We start from the raw sequence: 14,859 nt of genomic DNA on the forward strand, positions 1-14,859 counted from the left end.
AGTAACAAAAATCCGGCATCCTGATCGGCGTGTTCCGGTTCACCCTCGGCAACCGGGGCCGGTTCTGGCGCGTCATTAGGAGACGATGGGTCAGGGACCACGACTGTGAGGACATCATGCGAGCTAGCCAGGACCAGCTGATCCGGCCCCGTGGGCGACGCCGCGTGCTCGCGGCGGGGCTGCTCGCCGTGGCGCTGGCCTTCACCTCCGCCTGCACCGACAGCGACGGCGGCAAGCCGTCCTCGTGGCAGGGCGGCGACGAGAGCCCGGCACCCAAGGCCGCGGCCACCATCAGCGAGCCGGCGGCGGACGCCAAGGACGTGCCGGCGTCCACCAGCATCACCTTCAGCACGAAGGACGCCGAGGAGACCACTGTCGACCTCAAGGACGCGGCCGGCAAGGCGGTCGAGGGCACCCTCGCCAAGGATGGCAAGACGTGGCTTCCGAACGGGGCGCTGGAGTACGGCACCAGCTACACCGCCACGGTCACCGCCACCGGCGACGACGGCCGGCCGGCCACCGCGACCAGCAGCTTCACCACGATGGCCAAGCCCGACAAGCAGGTACGGGTGAGCAGCTTCCTCGGCGACAACCAGGTGGTCGGCGTCGGGATGCCGCTGATCGTGAAGTTCAGCCGTGCCGTGCCGGAGGACTACCGCGACGACGTCCAGCGCCGGATGACGGTGACCTCGACGCCGGCCCAGGAGGGCATCTGGCACTGGGTCAGTCCCACCGAGATCCGGTACCGGCCGAAGGAGTTCTGGAAGGCGAACACCAAGGTCTCCTACCGCGTTCAGGCCGGTGGCCTGCCGATGGGTGACGGCTACTACGGCCGCTCGGACCTCTCCGTGGACGTCAAGATCGGCTCATCGCTGATCATGACCGTGGACAACAAGACCAAGCGGATGACGGTGACCCGCAACGGCTCGGTGATCAAGACCATCCCGGTCAGCCTGGGCAAGAAGAGCACCCCCTCGTCCAGCGGGACGATGGTCGTGATCGAGAAACTGCGCAAGACCGTGTTCGACACGATGGAGGAGCTGGGCCCCGAGGAGGGCTACCGCACCAAGATTGACTTCGCGCAGCGACTCACCTGGGGTGGCGAGTTCATCCACGCGGCCCCCTGGTCCGAGGGGCAGCAGGGCAGCGTCAACGTCTCGCACGGCTGCGTGAACGTGTCGATGGCCAACGGCGACTGGCTGTTCAGGAACACCCAGATCGGCGACCCGATCACGGTCAAGGGCACCGAGCGCAAGCTCCAGAACGGCAACGGCTGGACCGACTGGAACATGAGCTGGGACGAGTACGTCAAGGGCAGCGCCCTGCCGTACGAGCCGCCGGCCGACCCGGACGCCACGTCGACCCCGGACGGCGCCGGCACCCCGTCCGCCACGCCGACCGCCTGAGCCCCACGCACCATCGACTCGTCTTACAGGAATCCGGGGTGTCCCCGCTGACGGGACACCCCGGATTCCTGTAAGTCCACCGTCAGGTGTCATCAGCGAATCCAACCGACGACCCGGTCGTACAGCTCGCCCGGGTCGTCGTCGGGCCGCTCCCGGCTGGCGACGTAGTACAGCGCACCGACGTGCATGGAAAGCCCAATACGGTCGCGGCCGTACAGCTCGAACAGGCGGACCTGTGCGGGCGGGCAAGGCCAGGACGTGCCCGGCGCACAACTCTGGCACTCCCACTCGGGGCGGCGCGGCACGTGCTCGTCGGCGAGCCGTGCCTCAAGCACGGTCAGTTCACGGATCGCCCGCTGGTGGTGCGCCTCTACCCCAGCCCGGGCGGTGGTCGGTTCTTCCATCATGGCGTCGGCCCGTCGGCCAAATGCTCGGCCCGCCGACGGGCCGCCAGGTCGAGTAGGCGCTGGTGCGCGGCCAGCCGGTCCGCGGCTTGCCAGGCCCGGCCGGCCGTGGGGTCGCAGCGGGGCCACTGCCGAGCGATTCGTTTGATCATGTGCCACATCGACATCCCTTCCCGGTGGGTGGCCGCATAGGCAAGGTGCTGCGGCAACACGTCGTCTGGGACTCCCCGCTACCGGCAGCGATGGTTGCTGACCGGAGCCGTCCGATAGCAGGGAGCTATTCGAAACCTAGTGCACTAGGTTCGCCCGAACAAGCCCGCCGCGCAAACTTGGCACGCCAGGTTGCCTGTGATCGACTGGTCGTGCTGACCGGAGGTTGTATTCCCATGGCTAAGACGCCTGCCTATCTGGCGATCGCCGCTGAGTTACGCGCCGAGATCCAGTCCGGCGCGTTGGCGGCGGGTGCCAAGTTGCCCAGCGAGACCAAGCTCATGACCCGGTTCGGCGTAAGCCGCACCGTCGCGAAGTGGGCGATCAGCGTGCTCAAGGGTGAAGGTCTCGTCGAGGGCCGGGCAGGCTCCGGCGTCTACGTCCAGGCCACTCGACGGCTGGTGCGGCGTGCACCCGGCCGCGACGTCCGCAGCAGTTCCGGATCGACGTCGCCGTTCGCCCGGGACGCGGCCCGCGCCGGCCAGCAGGCCACCTGGGAGCACGAGAGCCGCCACGAGCAGGCCGATGAGCGGATCGCGGTGCGCCTCGGCGTCGAGCCGGGCACTCCCGTCATGCGGACGGCATATCGGTTCTTGTCCGACGGCGAGCCGGTCCAACTCTCGACGTCGTACGAGCCGCTGAGCATCACGGGCGGAACACCGGTCGAGTGGCCCGAGGGCGGCACGGCCGTCGGCGTGGTCGCCCGAATGGACGCGATCGGCGTGCGCGTCGACGAGTTCGAAGAGCGAATCAGTAGTCGGCCTGCGCTGGACGCGGAGGCGGACGCGCTGCGTCTGCCTGGTAGGCCGGCGGACGTGTACGAGATCGATCGGACGTACTTCGCCGGGGGCACGCCGGTCGAGACGGCGACTATCGTGCTGCCGCGCGGGCGATACGAGCTGATCTACCGGATACCGGTGGACTGATTTTCCCTACCAGTCCCCTATGACGGCTCAGGCCCCCTCCGAAGAGGGGGCCTGAGCCGCAGTGGAAGAGATCCACTAGTGGGGTGACTGATGGGAATTGAACCCACGACAACCGGGACCACAACCCGGTGCTCTGCCAACTGAGCTACAGCCACCACGCCTCCGACGCCCGGTCGATCGCCCCGGGCGGGGTGCGGACCAATAATAGCCACACCACCGCTCACGGCGTCCAGCGGGTTCCCCGCCGACCGCGCGGCCCCGCTCTAGAGCTCGGCGGCGATGCCCTTTGCGGTCTCGACGTCCGGGCCGGGAAGCGGAACGAAGATGGTGCGCCGGTAGTACTCCAGCTCCCGGATGCTCTCGCGGATGTCGGCGAGCGCCCGGTGCGCCAGGCCCTTCTGCGGCTGACCGAAGTACACCCGGGGGTACCAGCGGCGGCAGAGTTCCTTGATCGACGACACGTCGATCATGCGGTAGTGCAGGTGCGCGTCGAGGCGGGGCATGTCCCGGGCGATGAAGCCACGGTCGGTGGCGATCGAGTTGCCGCACAGTGGCGCGGTGCGCGGGTCCTTGACGAAGGTGCTGACGTACTCCAGCACCCGGTCCTCGGCCTCGGCCAGGGTGACCGCCGAGCGGCGGACCTCCTCGGTGAGGCCGGACTTGGCGTGCATGGTCTGGACGATCTCCGGCATCGCCTCCAACGCGGCCTCGTCGGCGTGGATCACCACGTCGACACCATCACCCAGCACGTTGAGGTCGGGGTCGGTGACCAGTGCCGCGACCTCGATCAGCTTGTCACTGCCAAGGTCCAACCCGGTCATCTCACAGTCGATCCAGACGAGGAGATCAGCCACCGGGACAGCCTACGCGCAGCCCACGCCCCACGGCTGCGCGCTCTCGGCCGGACGGACCGCTAGGGTTTCTCAAGTGCCAGTCAAACCCGTCGCACCGCCCGCCGTCACCGACGACGATCCCGGCGGCCGTACGGTCCGTCGGCTGGTCGCGATCGTGGCGCTGATCGCCGTGCTGCCGGCGCTCTACCTGCCCGGCCTGGTGCACAACTTCTTCGACCTGAAGATCTACATGTCGGCGATGGACTGGTGGACGGCCGGCCACCCGCTCTACGACTACGTCCAGCCGGACCGCGTGCAGGGTGAGCTGTACTTCACGTACCCGCCGTTCAGCGCGCTGCTGCTGTGGCCGTTCGGGCTGATCCGGCTCGGCGCCACCGTGGTGATCTTCACGGTGCTCACTCTGGTGGCCGTGGTGGTGACCACCCGGTGGCTGGTGACGCCGGTGATCGCCCGGCACCACCTGCCGCGAACGTTCACCCTGACCGTGGCCGTCCTGCTGGTGCTGGCGGTGGAGAGCACCCGGGAGACGATCACGTTCGGGCAGATCAACATGCTGCTGGTCGTGCTGATCCTGGCCGACCTGCTGTTCGCCGTACCGCAGGCGCGGCGCTGGGCGGGGGTCGGCGTGGGGCTGGCGACGGCGCTCAAGCTCTTCCCGGGCATCTTCATCGTGTACCTGCTGGCCACCCGACGGTGGCGGGCCGCTGCGGTGGCGAGCGCGACGGCGGCGGCGGCGACGCTGCTCGCGGCGGCGGTCGCGCCCGGGGACTCGTGGCGGTTCTGGACGCAGGAGCTGTGGGACAACGACCGGGTGGGTCGCACCGACTACACCGGCAACCAGTCGCTCTTCGGGCTGCTCAGCCGGTTCACCGCGCCGGAGAAGCCGGACCGGCTGCTGTGGCTGCTGGTGGTCGCCGTGGTGGCCGGTTATGGCCTGTGGCGGGCTGCCCGCGCCGCGCGTGCCGGTGACGCGCTGACCGGCCTGACCCTGACCGGCCTGGTCGGCGCTCTGGTCAGCCCGATCACCTGGACCCACCACATCTACTGGTTCGTGCCGGCGGTGGTGGTGCTCGCCGACGCGGCGTTGAGCGCGAACCGGCCGGAGGAGTTCCGTCGACGGCGGTGGCTCGCCGGGCTCGCCGTGGGCACCGCCGCGTTGATCATTTACGGCGTGGTGTCGTTCCACGACTGGGGGGTGGCGCCGGTCCGCACCGACGACCCGGTGGACTTCGTGGCGCGCAACGGCTATGTGCTGCTCAGCCTGCTGCTGCTGGTGGTCCTGCCGGTCCGCGTGGCCCGCCCGGTCCGGACCGTGGAAAAGTCGCACCAAATGGACACAACTCCCCAGTAGCGACCATCGGCGCTAATCTGGACTCACCTACCTCAAGCGTCGCTCGGGTAGCACCGATCCCCCGGTGAGAGTGGCCCTCCGCGTCGGCAGCGCGGAGGGCCACTCGCCGCTTCAGTCCGTCGGCATCGGCCGTGCCGTGGGTTCGGCGCCGGCGGGCGGCCACGCCAGGCTCAACGCCACCTCCGGCGGGCGGGGCAGCCGGGCCGGCACGTCCAGGTCGGCGAGGGTGACCGGCCGGGTCGGTTCGGCGCCGGACGCCGACCGGGGCCACCCGGCCGCGCCGGAGCCGACCGGGGCGAGCTGTCGCACCGCCGGCAACGGCGGGGCCGCACCGGAATTCCGGGAACTCAGGCCGCTGAGCGACGTGACCCCGAGCCGGCCGGCGAGCACCGGCACCTGGTCCGGTTCGACCACGAAGACCACCTCGCGCGGACGCGGCGGACGCAGCAGGAGCAGCACCGCGCACGCCACCAGCAGCACCCCCACCGCCAGCAGACCCCAGGTGACCGGACCGACCCAACCCGCGCTCAGTTCGGCGCGCAGATCCAGGCTCAGGTCGGCGCGGCCGTCCGGGCGCATCACCACCAGGCTCATCGACTCGCCGCTCAGCTCGTCGGCGCTCCACTGGAGGGTGCCGACACCCTCGCGTACCCAGAACGGGCGACCGAGCGGGGTGACTGCCGCACCGGCGGGCGGAGCCGCCGCAGGGACCGCCGGGTCCGTGCGGACCGGCAGCGGACCTCGGGCCAACGCCACCCGGCGGACCGAGGCGTACGGCACCGACTCCAGCCACCGACGCACCTCGGCGGTGGGCGCCAGCCCCACGAAGGCCGGGCCGTCGGGGGTACGGGCGTCGAGCCGGAGGCGGGTCTGCGCGGCGCGTGTGAAGGGCGCCTCCCGCCGCAGCAACCGGTCGAGGTCGGTGACCACTACCGCGTGGCCGGGGGTGCGGACCGTCTCGAACCGGGCGGTGAAGGTCCCACCGGGGTCGGCGTGCCGGGTGACGAGCCACAGCCCGCCGCCGGCGAACAGCGCCGGAATCCCGATGACCAACAGCAGCATTCCGGTGATCACCCGCACGAACCGCATTCGCAGCGTCCCCCTCCGTAGCCAGATACCCGGCCGACCTTACCGACGTAGACCGGCTGATCAGGGGATATCGACGGCACGGCCGGCTTCGGTCGGCGAAAGCATGCTGGCCCGCCGGAATCCGGCGGGCCAGCGGTGAGCGACGGGTCAGGACTTCGCGACCGGGCTCCGGCGGGTCCGGGCGAACGCGAGACCGCCGAGCACCAGGCCGGCCAGGCCGGCGACGAGGCCGGCGATGCCGAGGCCGATCGCGGTGCCGTCGCTCTCGTCATCGTCGTCGTCGGCCGCGGCGACTGCCGTAGCGGCCGGGGCGGCCGACGCCGACGGCCCCGCGGCGGTGAGGGTGAGCACCGGGGCGGGCTTCTCCGGCTCCTCGCCGCCCGGCTGCGGCTCGTCGATCCAGCGCGAGATGTTGCCGTCCGAGTAGGTCTGGAGGGTCTTGAAGACCATCGACTCGACCTTCGGCAGCGGCCCCATGGAGACGCCGAACTCCTGGAACTGGCCGGGCTTGACCGCCGCGTCACCGGTAGCCGTCCAGGTGATCTTGGAGACCGCCTCGGTGAGCTGGCTGCCGTGCACGTCGATCGGCGGGTCCACCCTGCGCTTCTCCGTCGTCACCGTCCAACCCGGCACCGGGATGGTCGACACCGAGCCGATCGGCGCGTTCTCCGGCAGCACGACCTCCAGCTTGGTGGTCGACGCGGTGTCACTCTCGTTGGGCACCCGGAACGCCACCCGGGCGTAGCCGCCCTGGGTCGCCTCCTTCGGGTTCACCGTGACGTGGGCGGACGCCGGCCCGGCGAAGCCGAGCACGGCGGTGGCGACGGCGGTGAACGCCAGGGCGGCAGCGGCGGTTGCGGTACGCCGGAGACGGATCATGGGCTTGGGAAACCTCTCTAACGGATCGGCACGGTGGCGGTCACCGTGGCCTGGTCGATGTCGGACGTACGAACGGTGATCTTCAACTGCCAGTCGCCGGCGGCCGGCAGGCTGATGTCGCCGTAGGAGTGGTTGTCGGTAAGCGGCAGCAGCGGCAGCTCGATCGGCTCGATCCCGGCCGAGGGCAGCGCGGCGGTCGCCCGCCACTCCGCCACCGGCTGCGGCTGGTTGTCCTTGGTGTACGCGTACAGGTGCACCGAGTTGTTGCCCCGCTCGGCCGGGTCCAGCTCGACCTGGAGGGTGAACAGCGAGCTGGTCAGCGTGGTGGAGAAGAGCCCGGCCTGGGTGCCGGACGGCCCGGCCACGGCGGTGCGGGCGGGCGTGGTCTGCACCAGCGTCGCCGACAGCCCCAGCACCACCACGGTGACGGCCAACTCCACCAGGACCGCCCGGCGCACCGGCGTCGGTCGCTGGGCCGCCGTGCGTCGACGGACCAACTGCCGGGAGTACGCGGCCACGGCGATCACGATCGCGAACAGCCCGATCTTGGCGAGCAGCAGACGCCCGTACGTGGTGGTGAACAGGGCGTCCGGGGTGGCCACCTCGATCAGCGCCTGGACGGTGCCCGCCAGCAGCAGGGCCGACACGGCGAGCGCCGCCCAGCGTGACCAGATCGGCAGGATCGCGCCCAACTCCCGCTCGTCGGCCTGGCGCAGCAGGAAGACGGCGAGCATCAGCAGGCCGCCCAGCCAGACCGCCATGCTGCCCAGGTGCACCGCGTCGACCACCACGGAGACCGCCGGCGCCGGGGAGGCCGCCGGGTGCCCGGCCAGCGGCCAGGTCAGCAGGGCCGCCCCGCCGAGCACGGCCAGGATGATCGCGTCGGCCCGGCCGGCCGGGCGGGCCAGCAGCGGCCGCAGCAGGAACGCCGAGGCCGCCAGCAGGCCGAGCCGGACCAGGTGGGCGGCGCCGAAGGCACTGCCGAACACGCTGCCGAACCCCTCGCCGGTCACCTCGAAGAGGCCGCCACCGGCGGTGTAGGGCACCTGCAACCACAGGTCGGCCAGGGTGGCCACGGCCACCAGGGAGAGACCGACCCAGGCCAGCCGGGTGGGACCCCGGCGGGAGAGCCGGCGCGGCCACAGCGCGGCGAGCACCAGCGCCGGCCCGACCAGCAGCACCAGACCGGCGTAGCCGAGGAAGCGGGCCACCTTCACGGCGTTCTCCACCACCGGGTCGGCGCGGCTGTCGTTGCCGGAATCGACAGGCGGCGTGGAGGGAGCGCCCACCGAGTAGGTGAACGCGCCGGAGACCGGGTGGCTGTCGGCGGAGATCACCCGGAAGGTCACCAGGTAGGTGCCGCGCTGACCGGCCGGGTCCACCGGGATGGTGACGACGCCGCCCTCGAAGGACGGCTCGCCCCGGTCGGCCCGGGCGCCGTCCGGCGCGATGACCCGGATCTTGTCGGGCACCTTGCGGACCGACTCGCTGAACGTGAGCACCACCTCGGCCGGCCCGCTCGACACCACCGACGAGGCGGCCGGGCTGCTGCTCGACAGCACCGCGTGGGCGCTGGCCGGGGTGGCGGGCGCGATCAACAGGGCGACGACGGTGACCAGGAGGCCGGCGGCGGCGGCCAGCCGGGCGATCCAGCGGCGGGGTGCGACAGTCATGCCGGCCATGGTCGCCGACGGACCTGGATGTCGGCGACCCGAGGCGGGGGATCGGCTCACCTGTGGCCAGCCGCCAGCGCCGCGCACGAGAGGTCGCGTGTCATGAGCAGGTAGTCGGCTGGCGGCGGGGAAAAGTTCCCGACGTGGCGCAGACCATCCAAGGGCCGAAGGACCCTGACGTCACACCCGGCGGCGCGTAACCTGGTTTGTCGTGATCCCCGTCCCGCGTGACTCCGGTGCCGCCGGTGCGACAGGTGACGTCGCCCGGGACCCGGCGACCGAGTCGGCCCTGAGCGCGCGCGACGGCGACCCCGCGGCCCAGGCCGTGTTCGTCCGGCTGACCCAGGCCGAGGTGTGGCGCTTCGCGGCCGCCCTGGTGGGCCCGGACAGCGCCGACGACCTCACCCAGGAGACCTACCTGCGGGCCTTTCGGGCCCTGCCGGCGTTCGAGGGCCGGTCCAGCGTCCGCACGTGGCTGCTCGGCATCGCCCGGCGGGCCTGCGCCGACCACCTGCGGACGGTGATCCGGCGTCGCCGTCTCGACGAGCGGCTGGCCGCGAACGCGTACACCGACCGGCCGCATCCCGACCCGGCCGGGCAGCTCGGCGCCGCCGACCTCGTGCGCCGGCTGAGCCCCGAGCGACGTGCGGCGTTCGTGCTCACCCAACTGCTCGGCCTGTCGTACGCCGAGGCCGCCGACGTCGAGGGGGTGCCGGTGGGCACCATCCGCTCCCGGGTCGCCCGGGCCCGCGACGAGCTGGTCGAGGCCGTCGGCGACGCCCTCACCGGTTGAGTCCGGAACTTCCGGCGCAGACGGGACGACAAATGAACGTGACCGCACCCCCCACCCGGGCCGGCCGTTGGGCGGCCGTCCGCCCCTGGCTCAGCACGGCCGCCCGCCTCGGCCTCGCCGCCGTGTGGTTGGTCGCCGGGGCGTCGAAGGTCGGTGACCTGGCCGCCTCCGGCCGGGCCGTGAACGCCTACCAGGTGCTGCCGTACGACGTGGCGACAGTGGTCGGCGCCGCGCTGCCGTTCGTCGAGCTGGCCCTGGGCGTGCTGCTGCTGCTCGGTCTGGCCACCCGGCTCAGCGCGGGCATCTCCGTCGCGCTGCTGCTGGTCTTCATCGCGGGGATCTCCTCGGCCTGGACGCGTGGCCTGGCCATCGACTGCGGCTGCTTCGGCAGCGGCGGGCAGCTCGCCGAGGGACAGGCCCCGAGTTACCTCCCGGAGATCCTGCGGGACCTGGGATTCTTGGTGTTGGCCGGATTTCTGGTGATCTGGCCGCGTACGCCCGTCTCGGTGGACGGGTGGCTGTCCGCCGAACCGGCCGTGGAGGACGAGGATGAGTAGTCGCAAGGGGCAGCGGGACGCGGCTCGGGTCGTCCGCGAGCAACTGGCCCGCGAACGACGCCGCCGCCGCACGCTCTGGGTCTCCGCCGCCGCCGTCGCGGTGCTGGTCATCGCCGGTCTGATCGGCTGGAGCGTGTGGTCCAGCCAGCGCTCGGACGACTTCACCACCCCGCCCGGCGCCAACGAGCCCGGCACCGGCATCGTCGTCGGCGGCGGGCCGGTCACCGTCGACGTCTACGAGGACTTCCTCTGCCCGGTCTGCAAGCAGTTCGAGCAGAGCACCGGGGCGACGCTGGAGCAGCTCGTGTCCGAGAACAAGGCGAAGGTGGTATACCACCCGGTCGCGTTCCTCAACCGCTTCTCCACCACCGAGTACTCCACGCGCTCGTCGGCCGCCTCCGGGTGCGCGGCGGCCGGCGGCAAGTTCCACGAGTACGCCAAGGCGCTCTTCGCCAAGCAGCCGCCCGAGGGCAGCGCCGGGCTCAGCGACGACGAGCTGATCGACATCGGCGTCGGCGTGGGACTGGACCGTGGCTCATTCGGCGGCTGCGTGTCCGATGGCACGTACAAGACGTGGACCGAGCACGTCACCGAGGAGGCCAGCCGCAGCGACGTCACCGGCACGCCCACCGTCCTGGTCAACGGCCAGCCACTCGCCGACCGCAGCCCGCAGGGCCTCACCGCAGCCGTGGCGGCGGCCGGCAAGTGATCCGTACCCTGCTGGCGCGCGCCACAGTGATCGCCGCCACCGCCTGCGCGGCGACAGTGCTCACCGCGGCGCCCGCCGCCGCGCACGGCGCGGACGCCCCGGACGGCTCCGACTACCGCACCCGCGTCACCGGCGTCACGCCGGCCCGGCCCGGCCTGACGGTACGGGTGATCGAGGCGGGCGCCCGACTGGAGCTGACCAACCGCACGGGCCGGGCCATCGAGGTGATCGGCTACTCCGGCGAGCCGTACCTGCGGGTCGGTCCGGACGGCGTGTACGAGAACAGCCGGTCCCCCGCCACCTACCTCAACCGCACCCTCGCCGGGGACACGGCGCTGCCGGCCGACGCCGACCCGGCCGCTCCGCCGTCCTGGCGACGCGTCGACGACGGGGTCAGCGTGCGCTGGCACGACCAGAGGGCCCTGTGGCAGGAGTCGGCACCACCGGACGTGGCACGCGCCGCGCCCGAGCGTGAGCACCGGGTCCGGGACTGGACGATCCCGCTGCGCGACGGCGCCGAGCCCGCGCAGATAGCCGGCACGCTGGACTGGGTGCCACCGCCGGACGCGTACACCTGGTGGGCGGTGACCATCGTCGGCCTGCTCGCGGTGGGCGCGCTCGGCCTGCTCGCCGCCGCCTCCACGGCCGGCGCCCGGGCGCTGTCCGCGGTGGGCGCGCTGCTGGTCGTCGGCGGCGCGGTCGCCGTGCTCTATCCCGTGGGGCGGGAGCTGGACGCTGGCGCCCAGGGCGTCGGCGGGGTCCTCGCCGGGCTGCTGGGCGGTCAGGTCTGGGCGCTGCTCACCGGTCTGGGCGCGCTCGCCGCCGGTGCCTACGCGCTGGCCCGCCGCCCGGCGGCCGACTTCGTGGTGGCGCTGGCCGGCGCCTGCCTGGCCCTCTTCGCGGGCGTGGCGAACGCCGCGGTGTTCGCCCGGTCGGTCGCCCCGGTGCCGTGGTCACCCGAGGTCGCCCGCGCCATGGTGGCCGCAGTCCTGATCACCGGTGTCGGCGCGACAGCAGCCGGAGTCCTACGCCTGCACGCCACCTCCCGAGCCACGGTCCCGACCCGCTGACCTCCCCGCGATCTTGCACTTTGTGTCGGAGTTCTGCGGCTTTCGCGGCAAAAGCCGGGACAGCAAGTGCAAGATCGCCGAGAGCGGCGGCAGGGGGGCTACGGGCGTGGGGTGAAGCCGTAGGGGAGTTCCAGGCGGTGGCTCGCCAGCAGGGGCTCGTTGCTCAGGAGGTCGTGGGTGGGTGCGTCGGCGACGATCCGGCCGGCGTCCAGGATCACCGAGCGTTCGCACAGCTCCGCCGCGTACGGCAGGTCGTGCGTGACCATCAGCAGGGTCACCGGCAGGCCACGCAGGATCTCGGCCAGCTCACGCCGGGCCGCCGGGTCCAAGTTCGACGAGGGCTCGTCAAGCACCAGGATCTCCGGGTGCATGGCCAGCACGGTGGCCACCGCCACCCGTCGGCGCTGCCCGAACGAGAGGTGCTGCGGTGCCCGGGCCCGATGCTCGCTCATCCCGACGGCGGCCAGCGCCTCGTCCACCCGGGCGGCCAGCTCCGCGCCACGCAGGCCCAGGTTGGCCGGCCCGAACGCCACATCCTCCGCCACCGTGGGCAGAAAGAGCTGGTCGTCCGGGTCCTGGAAGACGATACCCACCCGGCGACGCACCTCGGCCAGGGTCGCCCGGTCCGGCGTGACAGTCAGCCCACCGACGCTCACGCTGCCCTCGGTCGGGGTGAGGATGCCGTTGAGGTGCAGCACCAGCGTCGTCTTACCGGCGCCGTTGGGCCCGAGCAGCGCCACCCGGTCACCGCGCGGCACCGTCAGGTCCACCCCGTGCAGGGCCACGTGACCGTCCGGGTACGCGTACCGGACGCCACGAACGTCCAGCGAGAGGGCGGTCTGCACGACACCGATCATGTCAGCACGACGGCGGTCGCGGCGATGGAGGCCGCCACCACCGGCACGGTCGCCGCGACCAGCCACTGACCGGCGGTCGCCGCGCCGTCGCCCTGCCACACCGCGGGCATCCGCCCCGTGTAGCCCCGCGACAGCATCGCCAGGTAGACCCGCTCGCCGCGCTCGAAGGCGCGCAGGAACAGCGCCCCGATGCCGGCGGCGAAGCCGCGCAGCTGCCACAGGAAGCGGGGGTCGTCACCCCGCGAGATCCGCGCCACCCGCATCCGCCGCGCCTCGCCGACCAGCACGTCGAGATAGCGCAGCATGAACGTGGCGATCTGGGTGAGCACCTGCGGGCAGTGCAGCCGGTCCAACCCGACGATCAGGTCCCGGGTGGTGGTGGTCGCCGCGAGCAGCAGCGAGGCGAGGACACCGAGAGTGCCCTTGGCCAGGATGTTCCACGCCCCGTGCAGGCCGTCCTCGGACAGCCGCAGCCCCAGCACCTCGACCCGCTCGCCGGCGCCGAGGAACGGCAGCGCCACCGCGAACAGCACGAACGGCAGCTCGATCAGCGCGCGACTGAGCAGCCAGCGCGGCCCGACCCGGGCCAGCGCCGCCACCCCGGCCACCAGCAGGGCGTACGCGCCGAAGGCCCAGAACGCCTCGCGCGGGGTGGCCACCACGGCGATCGTGAAGACCACCATCGCCATGATCTTGACCTCGGGCGGGAGCCGGTGCACCGGCGAGGTCGACTCGCGGTACAACACGTGCCCGTGACCGGCACCCATCCGCGTACCTCCTGCTCAGCCGGCCGTGCCGGTGCGGTGCCCGGCATCACTGGCGGTGACCGCGTCGCCGGTCGCGTCGGTAGTGGTCGACGCGTCGCGGGTGGCCGGGCCGTCGCCGGTGGTGGACGTGGTGCCTCGCCGCCGCAGCAGCCAGAAGCCGCCGACGCCGATCGCGAAGGTCACCAGCACCCCGAGCACCCCGGAGAGACCTGTCGAGACGAAGCTGTTCTCGATGCCCCGCACGCCGTAGTCGGCGAGCGGGCTGTCCCCCAGCTCGTGCTCGCGGGCCTGCTGCGCCGGGCAGCTGCCACCGACGATGTTGTCGTCGGCGTCGACGGTGCAGCCCTTGAGCAGGGAGGAGTCCAGCCCGTCCGGGTGCGACGAGGCGTAGTTGCTCACGACACCGGCGAGCAGCAGGGCGACCAGCAGACCGCCGGCCAGGAACGCCCAGGAACGGTTCTTCATCGGACACCTCCGGAAACCGGGACGGCGGGGGTGGCGGGGGTGGGCAGCGCGCGCAGCGCGTACACCAGGTCGGGGCGCACCTTCGCGACGGTGAGCACGGTGGTCGCGGTGATCAGGCCCTCGCCGATGCCGATCAGTAGGTGTACGCCGGCCATCGTGCCGGCCAGGCCGGCGAGGTTGCCGCCCAGGTCGGTGGTGCCGCCCAGCCAGTACTCGACGACGAAGCCCTGGGACGCGACCACCACGCTGACCAGCGCCGCGACGAACGCGGTGACGGCCAGGCCGGCCCGCGTGCGGGGCAGCACCCGCAACAGCACGGCGATCAGCAGGTACGCCGCGGCGGTGCCGAGCAGCGCCATGTTGGTGATGTTCAGGCCGAGCATCGCCACACCGCCGTCGCCGAAGATCAGCGCCTGCACGACGAGCACCACTGCCACGCACAGCGCGCCGACCCACGGCCCGACCAGCATCGCGGCGAGCGCGCCACCGAGCAGGTGACCGCTCACACCGGCCGTGAAGATCGGAAAGTTGAGCATCTGGACGGCGAAGATGAACGCCGCGACCAGGCCGGCCATCGGGGCGAGCCGGTCGTCCAGGTCCCGCCGGCCGCGCAGGACGCATCCGGTGAGCGCGGCGAGCGCCAGGGCCGCGAAGACCGCCGCGACAGGGCCGTCGATGATCCCGTTCGAGATGTGCATCGCCAGTGTTTCCACGCGACCTCCCACGCGTCAGCGGACCCGACCGGGACCGGCCGGGTCAGCCTATTTCCTAGGAGTTGTTGTTGCCAGACTCTGGCAACAACGGATGGTCTTGATCACCTTTGGCGGGCCCCGACGTCGCGCGCCGGCC

At 72.0% G+C, this 14,859-nt stretch carries 15 protein-coding genes, 1 tRNA gene and 1 pseudogene; 7 read left to right on the forward strand and 10 right to left on the reverse strand.

Annotated elements, in window-relative coordinates; translation table 11 throughout:
- The first annotated feature begins 116 nt into the window (after positions 1-116).
- Positions 117-1,406, forward strand: a complete 1,290-nt coding sequence (locus AB0B39_RS01075) for an Ig-like domain-containing protein (protein ID WP_357573176.1) — start codon at positions 117-119, stop codon at positions 1,404-1,406.
- A 92-nt stretch (positions 1,407-1,498) separates the two neighbouring features.
- Here the strand turns inward: AB0B39_RS01075 and AB0B39_RS01080 are convergent, their stop codons facing one another.
- Positions 1,499-1,810 (reverse strand): hypothetical protein, encoded by a 312-nt coding sequence (locus AB0B39_RS01080; protein WP_357573177.1) that lies wholly within the window; start codon positions 1,808-1,810, stop codon positions 1,499-1,501.
- A 362-nt stretch (positions 1,811-2,172) separates the two neighbouring features.
- On the opposite strand from AB0B39_RS01080, the gene AB0B39_RS01085 reads away from it, so the two are divergent.
- A complete protein-coding gene (locus AB0B39_RS01085) occupies positions 2,173-2,946 on the forward strand; it encodes a GntR family transcriptional regulator (protein ID WP_357494069.1) in 774 nt (257 codons plus the stop codon).
- 79 nt (positions 2,947-3,025) lie between these two features.
- Here AB0B39_RS01085 and AB0B39_RS01090 read toward each other — a convergent pair.
- Both AB0B39_RS01090 and orn read right to left on the reverse strand, forming a co-directional pair.
- Positions 3,026-3,101 (reverse strand) — tRNA-His (locus AB0B39_RS01090).
- Positions 3,102-3,209: 108 nt separating this feature from the next.
- Positions 3,210-3,800 carry an oligoribonuclease gene (gene orn / locus AB0B39_RS01095; protein WP_308195323.1) on the reverse strand — a complete coding sequence of 197 codons (591 nt, stop codon included), beginning with the start codon at positions 3,798-3,800 and terminating at the stop codon, positions 3,210-3,212.
- Positions 3,801-3,873: 73 nt separating this feature from the next.
- On the opposite strand from orn, the gene AB0B39_RS01100 reads away from it, so the two are divergent.
- Positions 3,874-5,151 carry a glycosyltransferase 87 family protein gene (locus AB0B39_RS01100; RefSeq protein ID WP_357494067.1) on the forward strand — a complete coding sequence of 426 codons (1,278 nt, stop codon included), beginning with the start codon at positions 3,874-3,876 and terminating at the stop codon, positions 5,149-5,151.
- 282 nt (positions 5,152-5,433) lie between these two features.
- Here AB0B39_RS01100 and AB0B39_RS01105 read toward each other — a convergent pair.
- The 3 genes and pseudogenes from AB0B39_RS01105 to AB0B39_RS01115 form a co-directional block, all read right to left on the reverse strand.
- A pseudogene (locus AB0B39_RS01105) lies at positions 5,434-5,712 on the reverse strand (hypothetical protein); the annotation flags it as partial.
- Positions 5,713-6,387: 675 nt separating this feature from the next.
- On the reverse strand, positions 6,388-7,119 hold the full coding sequence (locus tag AB0B39_RS01110; RefSeq protein ID WP_357573178.1) for a YcnI family protein: 732 nt from the start codon (positions 7,117-7,119) through the stop codon (positions 6,388-6,390).
- Between the two features lie 17 nt (positions 7,120-7,136).
- Positions 7,137-8,801 carry a copper resistance protein CopC gene (locus tag AB0B39_RS01115; protein ID WP_234581420.1) on the reverse strand — a complete coding sequence of 555 codons (1,665 nt, stop codon included), beginning with the start codon at positions 8,799-8,801 and terminating at the stop codon, positions 7,137-7,139.
- 202 nt (positions 8,802-9,003) lie between these two features.
- On the opposite strand from AB0B39_RS01115, the gene AB0B39_RS01120 reads away from it, so the two are divergent.
- From AB0B39_RS01120 to AB0B39_RS01135, 4 genes are read left to right on the forward strand one after another with little or no spacing between them, the layout of a single operon-like run.
- Positions 9,004-9,585, forward strand: coding sequence for a sigma-70 family RNA polymerase sigma factor (locus tag AB0B39_RS01120; protein ID WP_357494061.1), 582 nt, complete (start codon positions 9,004-9,006; stop codon positions 9,583-9,585).
- A 32-nt stretch (positions 9,586-9,617) separates the two neighbouring features.
- Positions 9,618-10,142: a MauE/DoxX family redox-associated membrane protein gene (locus AB0B39_RS01125; RefSeq protein ID WP_357573179.1), complete on the forward strand. Its 525-nt coding sequence runs from the start codon at positions 9,618-9,620 to the stop codon at positions 10,140-10,142.
- Positions 10,135-10,851 (forward strand): thioredoxin domain-containing protein, encoded by a 717-nt coding sequence (locus tag AB0B39_RS01130; protein ID WP_234581425.1) that lies wholly within the window; start codon positions 10,135-10,137, stop codon positions 10,849-10,851. Before AB0B39_RS01125 ends, AB0B39_RS01130 begins: the two co-directional genes overlap by 8 nt.
- Entirely contained in the window at positions 10,848-11,921 is a 1,074-nt protein-coding gene (locus tag AB0B39_RS01135) for a hypothetical protein (protein WP_357573180.1), read from the forward strand. Before AB0B39_RS01130 ends, AB0B39_RS01135 begins: the two co-directional genes overlap by 4 nt.
- A 98-nt stretch (positions 11,922-12,019) precedes the next feature.
- On the opposite strand, the gene AB0B39_RS01140 is transcribed toward AB0B39_RS01135, so the two are convergent.
- The 4 genes from AB0B39_RS01140 to AB0B39_RS01155 are packed head-to-tail and all read right to left on the reverse strand — an operon-like array spanning position 12,020 to position 14,723.
- Positions 12,020-12,778, reverse strand: a complete 759-nt coding sequence (locus AB0B39_RS01140) for an ABC transporter ATP-binding protein (RefSeq protein WP_357494055.1) — start codon at positions 12,776-12,778, stop codon at positions 12,020-12,022.
- Positions 12,775-13,545 (reverse strand): cobalt ECF transporter T component CbiQ, encoded by a 771-nt coding sequence (cbiQ, locus tag AB0B39_RS01145; protein ID WP_357573181.1) that lies wholly within the window; start codon positions 13,543-13,545, stop codon positions 12,775-12,777. Before cbiQ ends, AB0B39_RS01140 begins: the two co-directional genes overlap by 4 nt.
- Before the next feature lie 15 nt (positions 13,546-13,560).
- Entirely contained in the window at positions 13,561-14,010 is a 450-nt protein-coding gene (locus AB0B39_RS01150; RefSeq protein ID WP_357573182.1) for a PDGLE domain-containing protein, read from the reverse strand.
- Positions 14,007-14,723: an energy-coupling factor ABC transporter permease gene (locus AB0B39_RS01155; RefSeq protein ID WP_357573183.1), complete on the reverse strand. Its 717-nt coding sequence runs from the start codon at positions 14,721-14,723 to the stop codon at positions 14,007-14,009. The genes AB0B39_RS01150 and AB0B39_RS01155 overlap by 4 nt, the downstream gene beginning before the upstream one ends.
- Positions 14,724-14,859: the final 136 nt, after the last annotated feature.

The organism is Micromonospora sp. NPDC049114 (genome assembly GCF_040648635.1).
GTDB lineage: Bacteria > Actinomycetota > Actinomycetes > Mycobacteriales > Micromonosporaceae > Micromonospora.

What these genes read in the sequence shown, in the direction of transcription:
- AB0B39_RS01125 (WP_357573179.1), top strand. Translation starts at nt 9,618, where the DNA reads ATGAACGTGACCGCACCCCCCACCCGGGCCGGCCGTTGGGCGGCCGTC.
- AB0B39_RS01075 (WP_357573176.1), top strand. Translation starts at nt 117, where the DNA reads ATGCGAGCTAGCCAGGACCAGCTGATCCGGCCCCGTGGGCGACGCCGC.
- AB0B39_RS01140 (WP_357494055.1), bottom strand. Translation starts at nt 12,778, where the DNA reads ATGATCGGTGTCGTGCAGACCGCCCTCTCGCTGGACGTTCGTGGCGTC.
- AB0B39_RS01130 (WP_234581425.1), top strand. Translation starts at nt 10,135, where the DNA reads ATGAGTAGTCGCAAGGGGCAGCGGGACGCGGCTCGGGTCGTCCGCGAG.
- cbiQ (WP_357573181.1), bottom strand. Translation starts at nt 13,545, where the DNA reads ATGGGTGCCGGTCACGGGCACGTGTTGTACCGCGAGTCGACCTCGCCG.
- AB0B39_RS01150 (WP_357573182.1), bottom strand. Translation starts at nt 14,010, where the DNA reads ATGAAGAACCGTTCCTGGGCGTTCCTGGCCGGCGGTCTGCTGGTCGCC.
- AB0B39_RS01110 (WP_357573178.1), bottom strand. Translation starts at nt 7,119, where the DNA reads ATGATCCGTCTCCGGCGTACCGCAACCGCCGCTGCCGCCCTGGCGTTC.
- AB0B39_RS01115 (WP_234581420.1), bottom strand. Translation starts at nt 8,801, where the DNA reads ATGGCCGGCATGACTGTCGCACCCCGCCGCTGGATCGCCCGGCTGGCC.
- AB0B39_RS01080 (WP_357573177.1), bottom strand. Translation starts at nt 1,810, where the DNA reads ATGGAAGAACCGACCACCGCCCGGGCTGGGGTAGAGGCGCACCACCAG.